This window comes from Hyalangium minutum (genome assembly GCF_000737315.1).
Classification (GTDB): Bacteria; Myxococcota; Myxococcia; order Myxococcales; family Myxococcaceae; genus Hyalangium; species Hyalangium minutum.
Genome location: NZ_JMCB01000009.1, coordinates 115,155 through 136,800 on the forward strand (window position 1 = coordinate 115,155; position 21,646 = coordinate 136,800).

The 21,646-nt window shown below is 68.6% G+C and carries 12 protein-coding genes; 5 read left to right on the forward strand and 7 right to left on the reverse strand.

Annotation, left to right across the window (positions count from 1 at the left end):
• Window positions 1-12 precede the first annotated feature (12 nt).
• On the reverse strand, window positions 13-3,222 hold the full coding sequence (locus DB31_RS24300; RefSeq protein ID WP_044191767.1) for a carbohydrate binding domain-containing protein: 3,210 nt from the start codon (window positions 3,220-3,222) through the stop codon (window positions 13-15).
• 164 nt (window positions 3,223-3,386) lie between these two features.
• On the opposite strand from DB31_RS24300, the gene DB31_RS24305 reads away from it, so the two are divergent.
• Both DB31_RS24305 and DB31_RS24310 read left to right on the forward strand, forming a co-directional pair.
• The gene (locus tag DB31_RS24305; protein ID WP_044191769.1) at window positions 3,387-4,058 is read left to right on the forward strand and encodes an SDR family oxidoreductase; all 672 of its coding nucleotides are present in this window, start codon (window positions 3,387-3,389) and stop codon (window positions 4,056-4,058) included.
• A complete protein-coding gene (locus DB31_RS24310; protein ID WP_044191770.1) occupies window positions 4,058-4,834 on the forward strand; it encodes an SDR family NAD(P)-dependent oxidoreductase in 777 nt (258 codons plus the stop codon). The genes DB31_RS24305 and DB31_RS24310 overlap by 1 nt, the downstream gene beginning before the upstream one ends.
• 14 nt (window positions 4,835-4,848) lie before the next feature.
• Here DB31_RS24310 and DB31_RS24315 read toward each other — a convergent pair whose 3' ends face one another.
• From DB31_RS24315 to DB31_RS24335, 5 genes are all read right to left on the reverse strand, one after another.
• Complete coding sequence (locus DB31_RS24315) at window positions 4,849-5,325, reverse strand: hypothetical protein (protein WP_052420197.1); 477 nt, start codon at window positions 5,323-5,325, stop codon at window positions 4,849-4,851.
• A 123-nt stretch (window positions 5,326-5,448) separates the two neighbouring features.
• The gene (locus tag DB31_RS24320) at window positions 5,449-7,458 is read right to left on the reverse strand and encodes an acetyl/propionyl/methylcrotonyl-CoA carboxylase subunit alpha (protein WP_044191773.1); all 2,010 of its coding nucleotides are present in this window, start codon (window positions 7,456-7,458) and stop codon (window positions 5,449-5,451) included.
• Between the two features lie 12 nt (window positions 7,459-7,470).
• Complete coding sequence (locus DB31_RS24325) at window positions 7,471-9,087, reverse strand: acyl-CoA carboxylase subunit beta (protein WP_044191774.1); 1,617 nt, start codon at window positions 9,085-9,087, stop codon at window positions 7,471-7,473.
• 1 nt (window position 9,088) lies between these two features.
• Window positions 9,089-9,967, reverse strand: coding sequence for an SDR family oxidoreductase (locus DB31_RS24330; RefSeq protein WP_044191775.1), 879 nt, complete (start codon window positions 9,965-9,967; stop codon window positions 9,089-9,091).
• Between the two features lie 93 nt (window positions 9,968-10,060).
• On the reverse strand, window positions 10,061-11,755 hold the full coding sequence (locus DB31_RS24335; RefSeq protein WP_044191776.1) for an acyclic terpene utilization AtuA family protein: 1,695 nt from the start codon (window positions 11,753-11,755) through the stop codon (window positions 10,061-10,063).
• Window positions 11,756-11,851: 96 nt separating this feature from the next.
• On the opposite strand from DB31_RS24335, the gene DB31_RS24340 reads away from it, so the two are divergent.
• Window positions 11,852-12,466: a TetR/AcrR family transcriptional regulator gene (locus DB31_RS24340; RefSeq protein WP_044191777.1), complete on the forward strand. Its 615-nt coding sequence runs from the start codon at window positions 11,852-11,854 to the stop codon at window positions 12,464-12,466.
• A 22-nt stretch (window positions 12,467-12,488) separates the two neighbouring features.
• On the opposite strand, the gene DB31_RS24345 is transcribed toward DB31_RS24340, so the two are convergent.
• Window positions 12,489-13,328, reverse strand: a complete 840-nt coding sequence (locus DB31_RS24345; protein WP_052420198.1) for an alpha/beta hydrolase — start codon at window positions 13,326-13,328, stop codon at window positions 12,489-12,491.
• 208 nt (window positions 13,329-13,536) lie between these two features.
• Between DB31_RS24345 and DB31_RS24350 the strand changes: the two genes are divergently transcribed.
• A complete protein-coding gene (locus DB31_RS24350) occupies window positions 13,537-14,427 on the forward strand; it encodes a class I SAM-dependent methyltransferase (RefSeq protein WP_044191778.1) in 891 nt (296 codons plus the stop codon).
• Between the two features lie 193 nt (window positions 14,428-14,620).
• The gene (locus tag DB31_RS24355) at window positions 14,621-21,535 is read left to right on the forward strand and encodes a S8 family serine peptidase (protein WP_157232131.1); all 6,915 of its coding nucleotides are present in this window, start codon (window positions 14,621-14,623) and stop codon (window positions 21,533-21,535) included.
• Window positions 21,536-21,646 lie beyond the last annotated feature (111 nt).

The window sequence follows — 21,646 nt, forward strand, 5'->3', positions numbered from 1 at the left end:
CCCCTCTCTGTTTCAAGGCTTCAGGTACGGACCGTCACTGCCCACCTTGCCGGGCGCCGCGTTGCCCGGCAGATCGAGCACGTACACGCGCAGATTGCCCTTCCCCGTGACGCTGGCCGTCAGCGTCCCGTTCGCCACCGTCTTCACGTCCCCGGTGATCGCATCCTTATAGGTGCCGTTCGGAATGCCGGAGAAGGTAGCGCCGCCGGAGACGGTGACCAACGCGAAGCTGTCCACCCCTCGGGAGGCATCTGTGAAGCGCCGCTTGAAGGCCATGCTCCCCGTGACGCCCTCGGTGGAGTACTGACCCTTCTGGAGCGCGGGGATGCGCCGGCGGATCTGGTTCAGCCGCTGCAGGTGCCGGGCCAGCGGCTTGCTCAGCGTCTCCGCCACCTTCCCCGAGGCGCTGGCCACCACGCCGTAGTCCGAGGCCGTCACGCTCCCCTCGAGGTTGTCCCCGTAGTACGCGCGGCCCGTGGTCCCCAGCGGGCACGTGGGCCCGCAGTCGATCTGCTTGCCCGCCTGGAACTCGATCTCCGAGCCGTAATACAGCGTGGGAATGCCCCGGAACGTCCACATCAGGCTCATGTTCTCGGCCCACGCGTCCGTCCCCCCCGCATAGCGCGTCGAGGACTTGTTGGGGCCGTAGTCGTGCGAGTCCACGTACACCACGTTGTAGGTGGCGTCGTTGTAGCTGTCGTCCGAGTCCTTGCCGTTCCAGAAGGCGTTGCTCGCCTCGCCGAAGTTCATGTGCATGCGCATGTCGATCACGCTCATGCCGGAGAACTGGCTGTGATCCGGGGCGTGGTAGCTGTTGCCCTGGAGGAAGGCGTTGGTGGACACCGGCTGGTTGCCCGTGCCCTGCCCCTGCTCGTAGTTGTACTGCTCGAGCGCCGCCACCGCGTCGTCCGCGCTGTACTCCCGGCGCTCCTTCCACGTGAAGAACTGCGCGGAGTGGTTCGGCGAGCCCCGGTTCCACTTGTCATTCACGAACGAGCCCACCTCGCCGAACATGAAGAAGTCCCGGCCCTTGGTGCCGAACTTCGTCTCGGCATGCTGCCGGGCCGCCGGCAGGAAGCGCCGGTTCCACGTCAGCCGCGGGATGTGGACCGCCGTGTCGATGCGGAAGCCATCCACTCCCATGTCGATGTAGCGGTTGTACACGCCCGTGAGGAAGCTCTGCACCGGCGCGCTCTCCGTGTTGAAGTCCGCCAGGTCCTCGTGGATCCAGCAACTCCGCGAGTCCTCCCCCTCCCAGTTGCCGATCCAGCACTGGTGGAAGTACTGCGCTGGGAACATGCCCGAGGTGGGGTTCGGCCACTGGCAGTTGTAGATGCGATAGCCCTCCTGGCTGTACGAGCCCGTCGCCACGCCCCAGCTGCGGCACGTGTTGCCGGCTGGCTCCCCCGTCGACCACAGATCCCCGTTGTAATAGGACTTGCCCGTGCCCGGCTCGATCGTCAGCCCGTCGTACTCGAAGCCGGCAACAGGCGCGTCGTAGTACCAGCTCCACTGGCTGTCGCGCACCCCGTAGACCTTGGCGGACCACAGCCCCTTGGCGCCCCAGCGGCTGGAGTGGTTGTAGACCACGTCCTGGATGATCTTCAGACCCTTCGCGTGCGCCGCGTTGATCAGCTCCTGGTACGTGGCGCCCGACGACTCCAGGCGCGGGTCCACCTTGTTGAAGTCCCACGCGTGATAGCCGTGGTAGTCGTAGTCCGAGCGGTTCAGCACCACCGGGGTGATCCAGATGGCCGAGAAACCCAGGCCCTTGATGTAGTCCAGCTTCTGGATCAGCCCTTTGAAGTCCCCGCGGAACATCGGATCGTTGTTGGCCGCGTTGCCAGACTTCACGTGCATGCTGCCGCCGCGGTTGTTGGACGGATCGCCGTCATAGAAGCGCGCCGTGAGCACGAAGTAGATGGAGTCCTCACGGATGTCTCCCCCCAGCGGCTCTCCCGCCGCGGGAGGTGGAGGCGCGCTGCCCGTCGTGGCCGAGACCGAGGCGCTGGCCGCCGACTTGTTGCCCGCTGCGTCCAGGGCCTTCACCGTGTAGCTGTAGGCCGTCTGCGGCTCCAGCCCCGTGTCGCTGTAGCTCGTCAGCGAGGTGGTCAGCGTCCGCAAGCCCTGCGTCCCGCCTGTCCGGGTGAGCTCATAGCCCGTCACCCCGCGATCATCTGTCGACGCGCTCCAGCTCAGATCCACCCGCGTCCCGGCCGCCGAGGCGGTGACTCCCGCCGGCACGGAAGGCGGCGTGGTGTCGGGCGGCAGCGCCACACACGGAGACGCGGCATTGGCGGTGACCACGCCATCCCTCACCGTGATGCGTCCCGTCCCCAGCGAGTAATCCGCGCCTCCGTTGTTGTCCCAGGTTCCAGCGTTGTTGTTGAACGCCGCCTTCATCCCTGTGGCCGAGCCCAGGCTGATCGTCTTCTTCACCCAGTCCGTGCAAGCCGTCTCGTTCATCGCCACCCCCGGCGCCGCCGTCCACGAGCCGCCCGTGGGCGCGTAGTGGATGTTCACGGTGCTCCAGCCGCGGGTGCGCGTGTAGTAGTAAACCTCGGCCTGGCTGGCGGCCGGCGTCGTCACGGACAGCGCACTGCTGGCGGCGGACACGTTGCCCGCCGCATCCACGGCCTTCACCGTGTAGCTATAAGAGGTGCCAGCCGTCAGGCCGCTGTCGGTGTAGCTCGTGCCGGTGGGCGTCCCAACCGTGCTGCCGTTGCGCAGCACCTCGTAACGCGCCACGCCTACGTTGTCCGTCGACGCCGTCCACGAGAGCGTGACCGAGCTCGCCGTCACCGCGCCCTGCGTCAGCCCCGTGGGCGCCGTGGGCGGCTGTGTATCCGCCACGCAGGGCGTGCCCGCATTCGCCAGGAGCTGGCCGTTCTTGACCTGGTGTGTCCCTTGCGTGGGCAGGGCGTAATTGGCGCCCGACTGGTTGTTGTAGTTGTCCCAGCGGTTCTGCCCATCGGTGAAGACGGCCTGGAAGGTGCTGCCCGTCCCCGTCGTGACGACCTTGGCCACCCAGCCCGTACAGGCCGCGCTCAGCTGCGTCCCTGGCACCGCCGTCCAGTTCCCCCCCGCGTCATGGTGGAGGTAGACCGTGCTCCAGCCTTTGTAGGGCGTGTAGTAGTAGACCGTCGTGGTTCCGGCGACCGCAGGCAGGCTCGCTCCCAACAGCACCAGGCCCAGGAGGGCGTGGATTCCCCAGCGCGGCATTGCGGCTCCTTGGTATTTGCTGCTCACGTCCGCCATTCCACGGACAGTGAGTTCTGGTCCGCACGCAGCGTTATCAGGCAACTCTCGTTTTTCAAGAAAAATGTCTTTTACAGATTTTCAAGCGCGCCCCTGCTCGGGAAGAGCGTGAGGCTATATTCATCGCCATGCCGGCTCGGAGTGCGATCGTTGTCGGAGGAACCGGAGAGATCGGCAAGGCCGTCCTCGCCCGGCTGCGCGCCGAGGGGCTTCGCGCCGTGTGCGCCTCGAATGACGTGAGGCAGGAGACACCCGATGCCCTGCGAGTCGACGTCACGGATGAGGCCTCCGTCTCCACGATGTTCGAGAAGGCGGAGCAGGCGCTGGGCCCCATCACGCTCCTCGTCAATTGCTCGGGCGTGGGCATCTTCGCGCCACTCTCGGAACTCTCGGCGGAAGACTGGCGCAGGACGATCGACGTCAACCTGACAGGAGCCTTCCTCTGCTCGCGCGAGGCGTTCAAGCGCATGAAGGCGCACGGAGGCGGGCGCATCATCCACATGGGCTCCGTGAGTGATCACCTCGCCCTCGTCCATAACGCCGCCTACGCCGCGTCCAAGCACGGGCTTCGAGGCCTCACGGGCGTCCTGAACGAGGAAGGCAAGACCTCCTCCATCCGCGCCACGCTCCTCTCGCTGGGCGCCGTGTACACCTCGTTCTGGCACTCACGCCCGGAGTTCAGCCCCTCGGACATGCTCTCCGTGGACGACGTGGCCCAGAGCATCTGGGAGATCGCCCAGAAGCCCTTGAACGTGCGCGTCGATGAGCTCCGCCTCCTACCCTCCAAGGGAGTCCTCTGATGGGAATGCCAGCCAACGCCCACCTCGCGGTCGTCACGGGAGCCAGCCGGGGAATCGGTGAGGCAATCGCCACCGTGCTCGCGGAGAGCGGCCTCCGCGTAGCCCTGATCGCCCGGAACGTCGAGGCCCTCTCGCGGCTCGAGGCGAAGCTCTCCGCCACCGGGGCCCAGGTGAAGGCCTTTTCGTGCGACGTCGCGGACGAGGCCGCGGTCAACGCGACGCTGGAGAAGATCGAAGCGAGCCTGGGCACTCCGGGTGTCATCGTGAACAACGCGGGCGTGGGCGGCCCCTTCCATCGCGCCGATGAGGTCGATCAGGCGGAGTGGGACGCCCTGTTCGGCGTGAACGTGGACGGCGTCCGGCACTTCTGCCGGTGGGCGCTCCCTCGCATGAAGGCGAACCGCTTCGGGAGGATCGTCAACATCTCCTCCATCCAGGGCCTCTTTGGCGGGGCACTTTCCTCCACCTATGTGGCCACCAAGCACGCCATCGTCGGCTACTCGAAAGCGATCGCCGCCGAGTGGGGCGCCTATGGCATCACCTGCAATGCCCTCTGCCCCGGCTACATCGACACGGAGATGCTGGCGAACGCGGACCCTGGCGTAAGGAAGGAGCTGCGGCGCCGGATCCCTGTGGGCCGGTTCGGCAGCGCCGAAGAGGTGGCCCAGATGGTGGCCTTCATCACCGGGCCCTTCGGGGGCTACATCAACGGCAGCGCACTGGTGATGGACGGCGGCTTGTCCGCGCACCTGGCCAATGACGTGCCGTCGTTCTAACGCCTCGGCCCGCTCTACACTCTGTCAGCTTCGGCGCGAGCGTCGCTCTGCCTCACGCCTACGTCCTCCGCGAGGCCACTGCCGCGCCAGCTCTCTCTGGGCTCGGGCGAGATGTCCCTGCCGATGACGTCGCTGCGCTGTGTCGTGCGCAGCCCCTTCATGGCCCAGGCGTCCACGAGCGTGAGTCCCACAGCCGTGAGGGTCCCCGCGAGCCGCCAGGCCCAGGGCACCTCCGGCCGGCGCAGCGTGACGCCCAGCACGCAGAGGTCCACCGCATCTCCGGCGAGGCGTGCCCACAGCCAAGGACGTGGATCGCGCCGTGTCAGCAGGCCCACTCCCTTGAGGATCTCTCGCACGCCGTGCGCGCGCACCAGCTCCATGCGTCCCCGAAAGCCCAGCCGCTGGCAGAATCGTTCCGAGAATGTGAGCTCGGCCAGGCCGAGTCCCACGCTCCACCACCCCAGTCCTTGGGAGAGCCGGTTGGCATCCATGCGGTGCACCTCCTCCTGACAAGACTGGGGGTACTGGGAAAAAACGCCAACGAGTGTCCGCTCCGCTGCCCGGTGAGCGAGCGGGAGAGGCAGCCGATTCAGCGAAGGCGTGTGCCGTGGAAATCAGTCCGCCTTGCCCTGGGGCACGACGACCGCGACGACGTGTCGAGCTGGCACCTGCACCCCGACCGCGACGTTCACCTCCTTGACGACACCGTCGATGGGAGCGACGAGCGGCGATTCCATCTTCATGGCTTCGAGGACAACGAGCACGTCCCCCCGCGTCACGGCCGCCCCAGCCTGGGCGCGGACCTGGATGATGCGGCCGTCCATCGGCGCGCGGATGCGGCCGTCGCCCGTGCGTTCACGTTCGGAGGGAGGCCGGAAGGAGACGTCGCGAACGTGGCGCGTGAGACCGTCGAGGGAGCACCACAGGGACTCCCCCGCGCGCCGGTACCGGACCGCCCGGCGCCTTCCGGCCACTTCCACCTCGACGAGGCCGGCGGCGCTCGAACGCAGAGCCAGCGTGAATCCCGTGTCGCCGATCCGTACCTCGTACTCCGCTGGCGCAATGGGACGGATGACAGCGCGAAACTCCGATGCCCCATCCTTCAGCACCAGCGGCACCGGCAGGGCGTAGGAGCTGCTCCAGCCGGCCCCTACCGGGTCGAAGCCTTCCCGCTGGGCGAGCGCCATCGCGTCGTCATGGAAGAGCAGTGCGGCCAGGACCGCTTGGTCCTCGGGGGACGCTTGCCCAAGCGCGCGCAGCTTCTCCGGCGGCATGTGCGCGGCGACGAAGCCCGTGTCGTACCGGCCGGAGCGAAACGCGTCGTGCGCGAGGACATGCTGAAGAAAAGTGCCGTTCGTCGCGACGCCGAACACCGTCAGCTCCCGCAGCGCCGCCGCGAGCCGCTCGCGAGCCGTCTCCCGGTCTGGCCCATACGCGACGAGCTTCGCCTGCATGGAGTCGTAGAACGGCGTGATCTCCTGGCCCTCGCGTACCCCGTGATCGATGCGGATCCCCTCCCCCACCGGCGGCTCCCACGCAAGGAGCCGTCCCGTCTGCGGGAGAAAGCCGTCTGCTGGCTCCTCCGCGCACAGCCGCACCTCGATGGCATGCCCGCGGAAGGTGATCTCCGGCTGCATCAGCGGGAGCGGCTCTCCATCGGCGACGCGCAGCTGCCATTCGACCAGGTCAAGCCCCGTGATGAGCTCTGTCACCGGGTGCTCGACCTGCAGGCGCGTGTTCATCTCCATGAAGAAGAAGTCACCGTTCGGCGCGAGCAGGAACTCGATTGTCCCGGCGCCGCGATAGCCGATGGCGCGGATCGCCTGGACCGCGACGGCTCCCATGCGCTCACGGAGCGCCGGCGTGACGGCGGGCGACGGACTCTCCTCGACCACCTTCTGGTGCCGCCGCTGGATCGAGCAGTCGCGCTCGCCGAGGTGCACCGCGTTCCCGTGCTCGTCCGCGAAGACCTGGACCTCGACGTGACGCGCGCCTTCGATGGCTCTCTCGAGGATGAGCTCTCCACTGCCGAACGCGTTCGCCGCCTCCGAGCGCGCGGAGCGGATGGCATCGAGCAGCGCGCCAGCGTCCCGGACGAGGCGCATGCCGCGCCCGCCGCCACCCGCCGCCGCCTTCACCATGACGGGGAACCCGATGCGCGTGCCCTCGCGGACGAGGGCCTCATCGTCGAGTGACTCGCCGGGGCGTGCCGCTTCGTAACCGGGGATGCACGGCACGTCGGCGGCCTGCATGCGCAGCTTCGCCTGCCGCTTGTTTCCCATCAGCGCGATGGCCTCGGCAGGCGGCCCGATGAACACACACCCCGCGTCCGCGCATGCGCGCGCGAAGTGCTCGTTCTCCGAGAGGAAGCCGTAGCCGGGATGAATGGCGCCGGCACCGGACGACTTCGCCGCCGCGATCACCCGATCGATGGAGAGGTACGACTCCCTCGCCGGCGCCGGTCCGAGCCGCACCGCTTCGTCCGCGAGCCGCACGTGCGGCGCATCCCGATCGGCATCCGAGAACACCGCGACGGTGCGCAGGCCGAGGCGGCGGCAGGTCCGCAGCACGCGCACGGCGATTTCACCCCGGTTCGCCACCAGCACCTTGTGAAAGCGCTTCATTGAGTTCCCTCGCTACAGCCGGGCGACGCCGAAGGTGTTCGGCGAGAGCGTGCGGCGCGCGGCCTCCTCGCAGGTGGACAGGATGAACCCGAGCACGCGCCGCGTGTCCCGTGGGTCGATGACGCCGTCGTCGAACAGCCGGGCGCTGCAGTGAAACGCGTCTGACTCGGCGTCGAACTGCTCGATGAGCGGCCGCGACATCTCGCTCATCGCCGCCTCGTCGAAGGGTTGACCGGCACGGCGGGCCTTCTCGGAGAAGACGATGGACAGCACCTTCGCCGCCTGCTCTCCGCCCATCACCGCCGTGCGCGCATTCGGCCACGCGAAGATGAAGCGCGGATGGAACGCGCGGCCGCACATGCCGTAGTTGCCAGCGCCGAAGGACCCGCCGATCAGGAAGGTCACCTGCGGCACGGTCGCGTTCGCCACTGCCTGCAACATCTTCGCGCCGTGCTTCACGATGCCGCCCTGCTCCGACTGCGTGCCGACCATGTAGCCGGTCGTGTTCTGTAGGTAGACGATCGGCGTCCGCGCCTGGGAGCAGAGCTGGATGAACTGCCCCGCCTTGGCCGCGCCCTTGGCAGTGATCGGCCCATTGTTCCCGATGATGCCAATCGCCCGGCCCTCGACCCGCGCCCAGCCGCAGACGGTGAGCGCGTCGTATTCATCCTTGAAGGGCGAGAAGTCTGACCCGTCGACGATCCGAGCGATCACCTCACGGCAGTCGTACGGCCGACGGTAGTCAAGCGGCACCACACCGCACAGCTCGTCGGCGGCGTAGCGCGGCGGCTCGACGGCGGCACGCTCGAGCGGCGGCAGCCTGTCGTTCCACCCGAGCGACGCGATGACCTCGCGAGCGATGCGGATCCCATCGGCGTCGTCCTCGGCGAGGTGGTCGGCGGTGCCAGCGACGGTGGCGTGCATCTCGGCGCCGCCGAGGTCCTCGTCGGTTGCCACCTCACCGGTTGCGGCGAGAAGAAGCGGTGGGCCAGCGAGGAACACCTTCGCCTTGCCGCGCACCATGATGACGTGGTCGGAGAGCCCCGGGATGTACGCGCCGCCAGCGGTGCTGGAGCCGTGCACCACGGTGATCTGCGGGATGCCGGCCGCCGACAGCTTCGCCTGGTTGTAGAAGGTCTCGCCGCCAGGCACGAAGAGTTCCTGCTGGTAGAGCAGGTTCGCGCCGCCGCTCTCGACGAGCGACACGACGGGCAGCCGGTTCTCGAGCGCGATCTCCTGCGCCCGGAGCGTCTTCTGTACCCCCCAGGGCGTCGCGGTGCCGCCCTTGATGGCGGAGTTGGTCACGACCACGAGACAGCGCACCCCCGAGACGAACCCGATACCGATGAGGATGTTGCCGCCCGCGAGCGAGCCGTCGCTGTCGTCGTGGTGCTTGTAGCCGCAGAGCGTCGAGAGCTCGAGGAAGGGCGAGCCGCGGTCGAGCAGCAGCGCAAGGCGCTCGCGGGGCAAGAGCTGTCCGCGGCGCTGGAACTTCTCGCGGGCTTGCTGCTCGGTGTCGCGCGACTTCGCCTCGATGGCGCGCAGCTCTGAGACGCGGGCGAGCATCTCCGTCCTGTGCGTGGCGAAGCTGGCGGAGGCCAGATCAATGGAGGAAACAAGCCGGGGCACGTCACTCCTCCTTCTTGCCGCCGAGGATCTTCGGCGACGCCGCGAGGTGGAACCCCTCGTACGGCTTCGAGTTCGAGTGCTCCTGCAGCGGGAACGCCTTCGTGTTGCAGGAGGCGGCACCGTCGATGCGGATGACCTCGCCGGAGATGAAGGCCGCCGCGTCGGACAGAAGAAACACGATGGCGGCGCTCACCTCGGCCTCGGTCGCGAGCCGGTGCAGAGGCACCTGCCGGCGCAGCTGCGGGATGAGCTCGCGGACGCGCGGGTCCTCGTAGGTATCGAGGCCGCTCGAAGCAACCCAGCCGGGCGCGACGGCATTCACGCGAACGCCAGCGAAGGCCCACTCGACGGCCGCCGTCTGTGTCAGGTTGAACATGCCAGCGCGCGCCGCACCCGAGTGCGCCATGCCTGGCATGCCATTCCACGCGTCCGCGAGCATGTTGACCATCGCGCCGCCGTGGTCGCACATCGACTGCGTGAACACCTCGCGCGCGACGAGAAAGCCGCCCGTGAGGTTCGTGGCGACGACCGCCTCGAAGCCCTTCTTCGAGATTAGCGCAAGCGGTGAGGGAAACTGTCCGCCCGCGTTGTTCACGAGCCCGTCGATGCGGCCGCGCGCCGAGACGATGGCAGCGACCATGGCGCGCACTCCTTCCTCGTCTCGAATGTCGACGGCGTGTTGCGTTGACGCGTAGCCCTCGGCGGAGAGCTCTCCGGCGACGCGCGCGAGCTTGTCCGGCTTGCGGCCGACGAGGACGACATGCGCACCGAGCGACGCAAGCTCGTGCGCCGTGCACCGCCCGATGCCGCTGCCAGCCCCGGTGACGACGATCGTCCGGCCCGCGAAGGCGCTTGGAGCGAAGAGTGATCGGTAGCCCATCGTGTTCTCCTCAGCCGCGCAACCTGGCGGATGGCGCGATGTTTCGGGTTCTCTGCATGAACGGCCTCGGGCGGATGCGGAGCATTCGGAGGCTCATAGAAGCTGTTCGGGCACGTCGACGTGGCGCGCGCGCAGCCACTCGCCAAGCGCCTTGCCCTGCGGATCAAAGCGGGTGGACGACGAGACGCCCTCTCCGAGGAGGCCCTCGACCACGAAATTCAAGGCACGCAGGTTCGGCAGCACGTGCCGGTGGATCTTCAGGCTGCGCGTCTCCGGCAGCAGCGTGCGCAAGGCCTCCTCCGTGAGTGCATGCGCGAGCCAGCGCCAGGCCTCCTCGGTGCGCACCCACACGCCGATGTTCGCGTCGCCGCCCTTGTCGCCGCTGCGGGCGAGCGCGACCTGGCCGAGCGGCACACGCCTCGTGGGCCCCGGCGTCAGCGGCGTGGGCAGCACTGGCGCCGACACCGCTTCGAGCCTGCGCGCCTCGTCCACCGGCGCGATGTCGGTGCGTGCACCGTCCGGAAGTACAGCGACGTGCGGCACCTTCCGCGCGTCGACATAAGCCGGCGTGTAGACGCCGAAGGGGGCCCCGTCCCCGGGCAGGCCCGTCAGGCAGAAGCCGGGATAGCTGGCGAGCGCGAGTTCCACCGCGGCGCTGCTGAAGGGCTTTCCGACGGCCTTCGGATCGGCGTCCTTCACCGTGACCCGCAGCGTCGCCGAGGCCTGCTCCTCGGTCGGTGCGTCGGCGTGGTCGGTGCGTGCGAGCGTGTAGATGACCTCAGCCGGCCGTGGGTTGAGCGCCGCATCGAGCTGCGCCCGCACGAGCGCGGCCTTCCTCTCGATGTCCAGGCCGACGAGCACGAACGTTGCTTCATTGCGGAACCCACCGAGCCGGTTCAAGCACACCTTCACGTCCGGCGGCGGCGGCTCGCCGCGCACGCCAGAGATGCGCACACGATCGGCGCCTGCGGCCTCGATGGCGATGGTGTCGAAGCGCGCGGTGGCGTCGGGGCCGGCATAGCGCGCACCTCCAATTTCATAGACGAGCTGGGCCTTCACGGTGTCGACCGTGACGGCGCCGCCGGTGCCTGGGTGCTTCGTGATGATGCTCGAGCCATCAGCGAAGATCTCCGCCAGCGGGAAGCCGGGGCGGCGCACGTCGATCTCGCCGAAGAACGCGAAGTTGCCGCCGGTGGCCTGCGCGCCGCACTCGAGGACGTGGCCCGCGACCATGGCGCCCGCGAGGCGGTCCCAGTCGTGGCGCTGCCAACGGAAGTGAGAGGCTGCGGGGCCGACAACGAGCGAGGCGTCCGTCACCCGCCCCGTGACGACGATGTCTGCGCCCGCATCGAGGCACGCCGCGATGCCCCAGCCACCGAGGTATGCATTCGCCGTGATCGACTCGCCGAAGCCGAGCTCGTCCGCTCGCGCGACGAGGTCGTCTCCTTCAACGTGCGCAACGCGAACGGACAGCCCGAGCTTCGCGACGAGCGCGCGCAGATCGTTAGCGAGCCCTGCCGGGTTCAGTCCGCCGGCGTTCGCGACGATGCGGACCTTCTTCTCCACCGCGATGCCGAGCGTCTCCTCCAGTTGGCGCAGGAACGTCTTCGCGTACCCGCCCGCCGGGTTCTTCATGCGGTCGCGGCCGAGGATGAGCATCGTCAGCTCGGCGAGGTAGTCGCCCGTGAGGACGTCGAGGGGCCCGCCCTCCAGCATCTCGCGGAACGCCGAGAAGCGGTCCCCGTAGAAGCCGGATGCATTTCCGATGCGCAGTGGTCGAGCGTCCATCGCCCCTCCGATACCGGTGGAGGACCAGTCTTCATGTGGCCCCTTAAAAAAGCAAGCGTGATTGATTTTTTCCAGGCACCACAACAAGATCGCCTCATGAGCAGCACGGCGACCGGAGCGACAAGGCAGGAGCAGGAGCGCAGCCGGGTGACGCGGCAGAAGCTGATGGCCGCCGCCATCGAGGTGCTCGCGGAGCAGGGTTGGGCAGGCGCTACGACCGGGGCCGTCGCCGAGCGGGCCGGAGTGTCACGGGGTGCCTGCCAACACCACTTCCCGACGCGAGCGGCCCTCGTCGCGGCCGCGGTCGAGCACGTCTTCCGGCAGCAGTCCGAGGAGATCGTGCGGCGCGCGAAGGAGCTGCCGAAGAGCCAGCGTCGCGTCGAGCCCCTGCTGAACCTGCTCGCCGACGTCTATACGGGCCCGCTCTTCAGAGCCGCAACGCACCTGTGGGTGGCGGCCGTGACCGACGATGAGTTGAAAGCGAAGCTGCTGCCGCTCGAGACGCACGTGGGCCGGGAGGTGCACCGGCTCACCATCGAGCTGCTGGGCCTTGACGAGGGCGACCGAGAAGTCCGCGAGACCGTGCGCGCGTCGCTCGATCTCCTGCGCGGTCTGGCACTGGCGAACCTGCTCCACGATGACAGCGCCCGGCGCCGCAAGGTGCTCGCTCACTGGGCGCGTGTGTTCGAGGCCCAGCTCACGCCGGCATGAGCCTGCCCCGGCTGTCAGGCCCTCACTTCTCGGGGTCTGAGCGAGCCGTGGAGGGCCCAACGAACCACTGGCGCAGCACCTGTGGCGCGAGTGAGCGGTAGATCGTGCCGTGGCGCAGATCCGGCCTGGGATTGAACTGCCACTTCAGCCCGGCCGGCGCGCTCATCCGGAGCGTCTCGGCCAGACGCGCGGCCGCGGGCGCGATGTTGTCCTCGTCGGCGGAAGCCAGGTACAGCCCGTTGTGCAGCTCCGGCTGCTGCTTGAGGCGCTCCGCCGCCTTGCGCACCAGCTCCTCGCCGTTCCACCAGAGACTCGGGCTCAGCGCGATATAGGTGCCGAACAGCTTCGGCTGCAGGAAGAACGTCTCGACGATGAACAGCCCCGCGAGGGACTCGCCGATGATCGCGGTCTCGTCCGTCACGCGGTACTTGCGGCGCACGTGCGGCATCAGCTCGTCGCGGATGAAGTCGCGGAACGCGGCCGAGCCCCCCACCCGCTTGGCAATCTTCTTGTCCTCGTCGACCTCGGTCGGCCCGGTCATGTCGCGCCGCCGCTCGGTGTTCTCGATGCCCACCACGATCAGCGGCCGCAGCTCACCCGCCCGGATCGCTGTGTCGACGGTGGTAGCGATGTGCGGGAAGTCCTCCTCCACGCCGCCGTCGGGCATGTACAGCACCGGATAGCGCGTGGACTTCGCCGCCTCGTAGCCCGGCGGCGTATAGACGTTGATGCGCCGGGTCTCCTTGAGCGCTGCGGACTTGAGGGTGAAGGACTGGTGCGGAGGAACCGGCTCGGCGGCCTCGGCTGGAGTCAACAAACCCATGGCCAGGGCCGCGAAGAGGAACAGGCCAGCCCGCATCATCCCGTGTCGTGTCACTTCATCCTCCGTGGCGCGTCTGCGGCGCCTCAGAGTCTACTCCCCTGCCAGCAATCCGGACGCACTGTCGCTCGGGCTGACGAGCTTCCCCTCCCCCTGCTCGCTCAGCGAGCCTCCAGTGGCCCCCCGGCTCCTTGGGAGGCTCCGCGAGTTGCCCCCCAGCGCCTCGGGAGCCCATAATCTCCGCCCCCGTATGAACCTCCTGACCCGCTTGAAGAAGAGCGTGCGGCATCGCACCGCGTACAAGATCTCGGATCCCCTCTCCCGTCTGTTGGGTGCCGCGGGCTTCGGACTGTATGGGGCCGGCCCCCAGCTCAAGGATGCGGGCCCGGTGCGCCGGGCGGGCCTCCCTCTGGAGCAGCTCCCGTTCGATCTCGCGGACGTGCGCCAGTTCTGGAACGAGCTCTCGGCCCGCAGCGAGGCGCTGAACCAGTGGTGCCAGAAGCAGCCCCTCTGGGAAAAGATCCCCCAGTATTACTTCACCTGGAAGCACCTGGAGCCCCTGCTCACCCGCGAGGACTCGGTCTACGTCGACATCGCCTCCACCCAGAACAGCCCCTACTTCGAGGTGCTGCGGCTGCTGGCGAAGACGCGCAAGCTCTACCGGCAGGATCTCGTCTTCCCAGCGGGCGTTCACGGGGATCGGATCGGGGGCTCGGCTGCCGAGCTCCCGCTGGACGCGAGCTCGGTGGATGCCATGACGCTGCACTGCTCCTTCGAGCACTTCGAGGGAGACGCCGACACGGGCTTCATCCGCGAGGTGGGCCGCGTCCTGCGGCCCGGTGGCCGGGTGTGTCTCGTCCCGCTGTACCTGGGCGAGTATGCCTTCATCCACAGCGATCCCGCCTGGGCCTATGGCCTCAAGCCGGATCGCGGCACCCCGCTCCACCTCTTCCCTCGCTGGGGCGAGCGGCATGGCCGCTTCTACAGCGTCGACACCTTCCGCGAGCGCGTCTTCGCTCCCGCGCTCGCCGCGGGGCTCACGGCCAAGGTGGTGCACTTCCCCAACATCTTGGACCTGAGCCCCACCTGCTACACCCATTTCGGGCTCATCCTGGATAAGCTGAATACACAGAAAATGTGACTCCAAAACGGGGTCCGGCGTTACAGTTCCAGCGGCAAAAATGTTGACCATTTGATGTTTCACCGCTTGCTGTGGTTTTCTGTGCGGGTTGACTGAGCGGACAGCGAATCCCTGATCGCTCGGCCTTCCGGATCTGCACCGAGCGCGTGTGGACACCGAACACCGCGCGCTCACATGTCGGGGCAAAAACAGAATGAGACAATCAGGAAGGCGGCTGCCCGGTATCGGGTTGCGTGCCAAGGGTACGCGAGTCCTCGGGCTCGTCGGAATGCTGTCGCTGATGGCTTGCGACGGTGCAGGGAATGTCCCTGAGCTGCAGCAGTCGGCCGAGGGCACTCGCGCCCCGCTGACGGGGCACAAGGTGCAGCTCAGCGCGCAGCAGGCGCAGGAGCTCCAGCAGCGCGGCGCCAACGTCCAGGAGATTGCCGACTACGGCGCGTTCAAGCTGGTACAGGTGGATGACAAGGCGTTGGCCTCGCTGCCCGAGGGCGCCGAGCTCCGCGACAACTACAACGAGATCCTGCTGAACGCGGGCACCATCGACACCGCCTCCGAGCACGGCCAGTCGCTGCGCGGCATGAAGCGCGAGGCGGTCATCGGCAAGCGCTTCTACCTGGTGCAGTTCGCCGGTCCCATCCAGCCTGAGTGGTACCAGCAGCTGGAGTCCACCGGCGTCAAGGTGGTGACGTACATCCCGAACAACGCCTACCTCGTGTACGGCGATGGCGCCGCGATGAACTCGCTGGCGGGCCACCTCCGCGCCAAGACCGGCACCATCCAGTGGGATGGCGAGTACCTGAACGACTACAAGCTCCACCGCAACGTCCTCACGTCCACCTCGGAGACGTTCGAGGTGCAGCTCATCAAGGATGGGGAGGCCAACGAGGAGACGCTGGCGCTCATCCAGAGCCTTCAGTCCAAGAACGGGACGATCCAGGAGGCCATGGGCTACGTGAACGTGCACACGTACCTGACGGTGAGCGATCTCTACCAGATCGCCACCCGTCCGGACGTGCTGTCCATTCAGCCGCGCCCCATGCCGCGCAAGTTCGACGAGCGGCAGAACATGATCGTCTCCGGCAACCTCACGGGCACCCAGCCCAACGGGCCGGGCTGGCTGGCGTGGCTGACGTCCAAGGGCTTCACCCAGGCGCAGTTCACCGCGTCCGGCTTCGGCGTGGACGTGACGGACAGCGGCGTGGACAACGCCACCCCCGCGTCGCCGAACCACTTCGGCCTCTACACCACCGGCGACGTCAACAGCCCCAGCCGCTTGGTGTACTCGCGCCTCGAGGGTACGGCCAACTCGGGCAGCACCATCCAGGGTTGCGACGGCCACGGCAACCTGAACACGCACATCATCGGCGGCTACTCGAACCTGACGGGTGCGCCGTTCGCGGACTCGGCGGGCTTCAACTACGGCATGGGCGTGGCGCCCTTCGTGAAGTTCGGCTCGTCCGTCATCTTCGACCCGGGCTCCTTCACCAGCCCCAACTACGAGAACCTGCAGTCGCGCGCCTACCGCGACGGCATGCGCATCAGCTCCAACAGCTGGGGCGCCTCCACCCCTGCGTACACCTCGGACGCGCAGCGCTACGACGCGCTGGTGCGTGACGCGCAGCCGGCCACCGCGGCCGTGCCCGCCACGGGCAACCAGGAGATGGTCATCGTCTTCGCCGCGGGCAACGACGGCTCCGGCGCGAGCACGGTGGGCAGCCCCGGCACCGCGAAGAACATCATCACCGCGGGTGCCTCCGAGAACGTGCAGGCCTTTGGCGGCGCGGACCAGTGCGGCACGACGGATGCCGAGGCCAACAGCGCCATGGACATCGTCGCTTTCTCCAGCCGCGGTCCCACCTCGGATGGCCGCAAGAAGCCGGACCTGATGGCCCCTGGCACGCACGTGTCCGGTGGCGTGGCTCAGGCGGTGCGCGCCACCAACCCCCCGACGGGCAACGGTGGAGCGCTCAGCTGCTTCGACGCCACGGGCGTGTGCGCCGGCCCCGGCACGAGCAACTTCTTCCCGGTGGGCCAGCAGTGGTACACGGCCTCCTCGGGTACCTCGCACTCCACCCCCGCCATCGCTGGCGGCGCGGCGCTGGTGCGTCAGTACTTCATCAACCAGGGAATGGCCCCGCCGAGCGCGGCGATGACCAAGGCCTTCCTGATGAACTCGGCCCGCTACATGACGGGCACGGGCGCCAACGACAACCTCTGGTCCAACAGCCAGGGCATGGGCCTGATGGATCTGGGCATGGCGTTCGACGGCACCCCGCGCACGCTGGATGACCAGACCTCGGCCAACCTCTTCACGGCCACGGGACAGACGCGCACCTTCACCGGCTCGGGCGGAGACCCCACCAAGCCGTTCCGCGTCACCCTGGCGTGGACGGACGCGCCGGGCTCCACCACCGGCAGCGCGTGGAAGAACAACCTGGACCTGAGCGTCACGGTGGGTGGCAACACCTACAAGGGCAACGTCTTCACCGGCGCGCGCTCCACGACGGGTGGCACGGCGGACGCCTCCAATAACGTGGAGAGCGTGTTCCTGCCCGCGGGCAACTCCGGTCCCTTCACCATCACGGTGACGGCCACCAACATCACCTCGGACGGCGTTCCGGGCAACGCCTCCGCGCTGGATCAGGACTTCGCCCTCATCGCCTACAACACCTGCGGCACCGCGCCCGCGCAGACGACCGGTGTGTCGGCCACGCCCAGCGGAGACAACCGCATCAGCATCTCGTGGACGGAGAACGGCGCCGCCTCCTACAACATCTACCGCGCCACCACCCCGGGCGGGCCGTACACCAAGGTCGGCACGGCGGTGACGTCCCCCTTCACGGACACCGGGCTGTCCGGCGGCACCACCTACTACTACGTGGTCAAGGGCACGCTCTGCATCGAGTCTCCGGCGTCCGCCGAGGCCTCTGCCACCGCCACTGGCGCGTGCACGCTGACGCCGACGTTCGCGGGCGTGAGCAACGCGACCAATGCGGCTGCCAGCACCTGCGGCACCACGGTCTCCTGGGCCGCGGCCACGCCGGTCTGCGGCGGCGCGGTGAGCTACTCGGTCTACCGTAGCACCACCGCGGGCTTCACCCCGTCCATCGCCAACAAGATCGCCACGGGCCTGACGGGCAGCAGCTTCGCGGACACCCTGAACCTGACCAACGGGACGCGCTACTACTACGTGGTCCGCGCCACGGAGACGAGCAACGCCGTCAACGAGGAGGCGAACACCGTGGAGAAGTCGGCGGTGCCCACCGGCCTCATCACTCCGGGCCTGAGCTACTTCGACGACCTGGACGGCAACCGGCCGCCCAACGCGTCCGCCTACTGGCTCCCGCAGGCCACCACCGGCTCGGCGTCGTCGCTGAACATCGTCAACGGCTGCCACTGGCAGTCCTCGGACAAGTCGTACCGTTTCGGCCCGATCACGGGCGGCTGCACGGGTACCTACCCCATCACCACCGTGGTCACACTGGGGCTGGGCGGCGACGGCTCCACGGCCGGCATCAACGGCTTCAACATCCCGGCGAACACCTTCGATCCGCAGATGTCGTTCAACCTCTGGTACAACCTGGAGACGCGGTACGACGGCGCCTGGCTGGTGTACAGCACGACGTCGGCGACCGGGCCCTGGACCAACGTGGGTGACTCGGTGACCTCGGCGGCGCCGTACATCTCGGCCGGCGGCTACGACAACACGCTCAACAGCTCCACGACGACGCGGATCTGGACGGGCACGAACCTGGGCGCCAACGGCGCGCTGAAGCAGGTGACGGTCAACCTGAGCGCGCTGACGGGCCAGAAGGTGTGGTTCGGCTTCCGCTTCTCGGCCGACAGCCTCGTCAGCTACGAGGGTGCCTACCTGGACGACGTCCGCATCACCGCGGACAGCTACGGGGCGTGCACCAGCAACCTGCCTCCTCCGGGACCGGCCGCCAGCTACCGGCTGACCGGACTGCCTGACTCCTCGCGGGTGAACACGCCTGTCACGTTCACCATCACCGCGCTGGACGCGGCGGGTGTGCCGGCCACCGGCTACACCGGCAGCGCCACCATCACCAGCTCGGACCCGCAGGCCGTGCTGCCTTCGAGCGTCACCTTCACTGGCGGCGTGGCGAACAACGTTCCCGTCACCTTCGTGACCACGGGCACGCAGACCGTCACGGCGACCGACACGACGGCCTCGGCCATCACCGGGAGCGCCAGCACCTCCGTCACCACGGCGGCGGCAGTGGCCTTCACCGTGCAGCCTGCCGCGACCACCGTGGCGGGCGTCTCCATCACCCCGGCGATCAAGGTGAGCCTGGTGGACGCGGCGGGCAACCCCGTCACCACGGGCTCGAACCAGATCACCCTCTCGCTGGGCAACAACCCGGGCGGCGCGACGCTGTCGGGCACCACGCGGGTGGCGGCCGTCAACGGCGTGGCCACGTTCAGCAACGTGTCCATCAACAAGGCGGGCGCCGGCTACACGCTGGTCGCCAGCTCCTCAGGCCTCAATAGTGGCACCAGTACGGCGTTCCAGATCACCGCTGCCGCTGCGGCGAAGCTGGCCTTCCTGACCCAGCCCTCCGCGACGGTGGCGGGTGAGAACATCACCCCCGCGGTCCAGGTGGCCATCGTGGACGCGTTCGGCAACACCACCACGTCCACCGCCACCGTCACCGCCGCGCTGGGCGCCAACCCCGCGGGCGGCACGCTGGGCGGCACCACCACGGCGACGGCCGTCAACGGCGTGGCGACGTTCAACGCCCTGTCCATCACCAAGGTGGGCACCGGCTACACGCTGGCGGTCAGCGCCCCGAGCCTCGGGAGCGGCACCAGCAACGCGTTCGACATCACCGCGGCCGCGCCGTACCGGGTGACGATCACCCAGCAGCCGAGCAACACCATCGCCGGCGCCGCCATCACCCCGGCGGTCCGGGCCACCGTCTACGACCGGCACGGCAACGTGGCCACGCAGGCCACCACGCCCGTGACGCTGTCGATCGGGAACAACCCGGCCGGTGGCGCGCTCAGCGGCACCACCACGGTGAACGCGGAGAACGGTGTCTCCACCTTCAACAACGTGTCGGTGGATCGCTCGGGCACCAACTACACCCTGGTGGCGGGCGCCAGCGGGCTCTACTCGGACACCAGCGTGGGCTTCGACGTCCTCTCGGGTGCCGCGGTGCAGCTGGCCTTCACCACCTCGCCCTCGGGCTTCGTGAGCTCGGGCTCGCCCTTCACCGTCCGCGTGGCGGTGCGGGACGCGGCTGGCAACCTGCTCACCGGGACGTCCACGTCGGTGACGCTGTCGCTCACCAACGCGCCGGGCGCCACCCTGAGCGGCACCACCACGGCGACCACCTCCAACGGCGTGGCCACCTTCTCGGGCCTGTCGGTGGACAAGGCGGGCACGGGCTACACGCTGCAGGCGAACGCCGCGGGCCTCACTGCCGCGACGTCTCTGGCCTTCGGTGTCAGCCCGGGCGCGGGCGCGGCGCTGGCCTTCGTCAACCCGCCCGGCAACGGCACGGCGGGTGCTGCCTTCGCCCCGGTGCGCGTGGCGGTGCTGGATGCGGCCGGTAACACGCTCACCACGTCCGGCACGGGCGTCACGCTGGCGCTCAACGCCCACCCGTCGGGTGGCTCGCTGAGCGGCACGAAGACGGCCCTGGCCCTCAACGGCGTGGCGACGTTCAGCGATCTGTCCATCGCCCGCGCGGCGACGGGCTACCAGCTGACGGCCTCGTCGAGCGGCATCACGGGCGCCAGCAGCGCGTCGTTCGACATCGCGAACGGGCCGAAGGCGGCGCTGGCCTTCACGGTGCAGCCGGGCAGCACTCGGGCGGGCGCGGCGATCAGCCCGGCCGTCCGGGTCTCCATCCAGGACGCCTACGGCAACGTGGACACCAGTGCCACGGACGCCGTCACGGTGGCGCTGGGCAGCAACCCGCGCAACGGCACGCTCTCAGGCACGAAGACGGTGAGCGCCATCAACGGCGTGGCCACCTTCTCGGACCTGTCCATCCACCGCAACGGCAGGGGCTACACGCTCGTGGCGAGCGCTGGCGCCCTCTCCTCCTCGGGGAGCGTGGCGTTCGACGTCACCCCGGGCAACTCGCCGAAGCTGGTGTTCCGCACCACGGCGGAGCAGGTGGCGGCGGGCACGGCCCTGTCCACCATCGAGGTGGAGCTGCGTGACGAGTTGGATGCCCTGGACACGGACAGCACGGCCACCGTGACGCTGAGCCTGGGCGACAACGCCACGGGCGCCCAGCTGCTGGGCACCCAGACGGCCAAGGCGGTCAACGGTGTGGCGAAGTTCGACGGCGTGTCCCTGCGCAAGACGGGCACGGGCTACACGCTGGTGGCCACGGCGCAGGAGTTCGCCGGCACCACGAGCTCGCCGTTCAACGTCACCCCGGGTGCGGCGGCCAGCTTCACGCTGTCGGTTGCCCCGAGCGTGGGCGCGGGCCAGGAGGCCACGCTGTCGGCCCAGGCGCATGACGCCTACGGCAACGAGGCCTCCAACTACGGCGGCACGGTGAAGGTGACCAGCTCCGACGCGGCGGCCACCTTCGTGACCAACGCGACGTTCGTCGAGGGCGAGCTCAATGGCTTCAAGGTGACCTTCAAGTCGCCCGGCCTGCGGACGCTCACCCTCACTGATACGGAGCAGGCCAGCCTGAACAGCACGGCGCAGCTCAACATCACGCCGTTCACGCAGCCGACGGTGGCGGTGACCTCTCCGGAGGGCGGCTCGACCGTCTCTGGCTCGGTCAGCATCTCCGCCACGGGCGCGGTGGCTCCGGGCACCACGCTGACCCAGATCTCCCTCCTGGTCGATGGCGTGGTCATCGCCACCGGCACGGAGACGACGCTGACGGGTACGTGGGATGCCTCTGATGCCGAGGGTGAGACGGCCCACACCATCACCGCCGTCATCACCGACGGCGCGGGCAATGTGGCGCACTCGGCTCCGGTGACCATCACCACCGCGAGCAGCGGCTGCGGCTGCGGTGCCACCTCGGGCACCGACGCCAGCATCTACCTGGGCCTGCTCATCCTGGCGCGGTACGTGCTGGGCCGGCGGCGCCAGGCGGACGCGGCCTGAGCGATGACGCAAACCCCGGGCGCCTGAAGCGGGCGTCCGGGGGCTGAACGGGTGGAGAAGCGCGTTCCACCCGCTCGCATTGCAGACTGGCTTGTGACATCGAATGCGCCG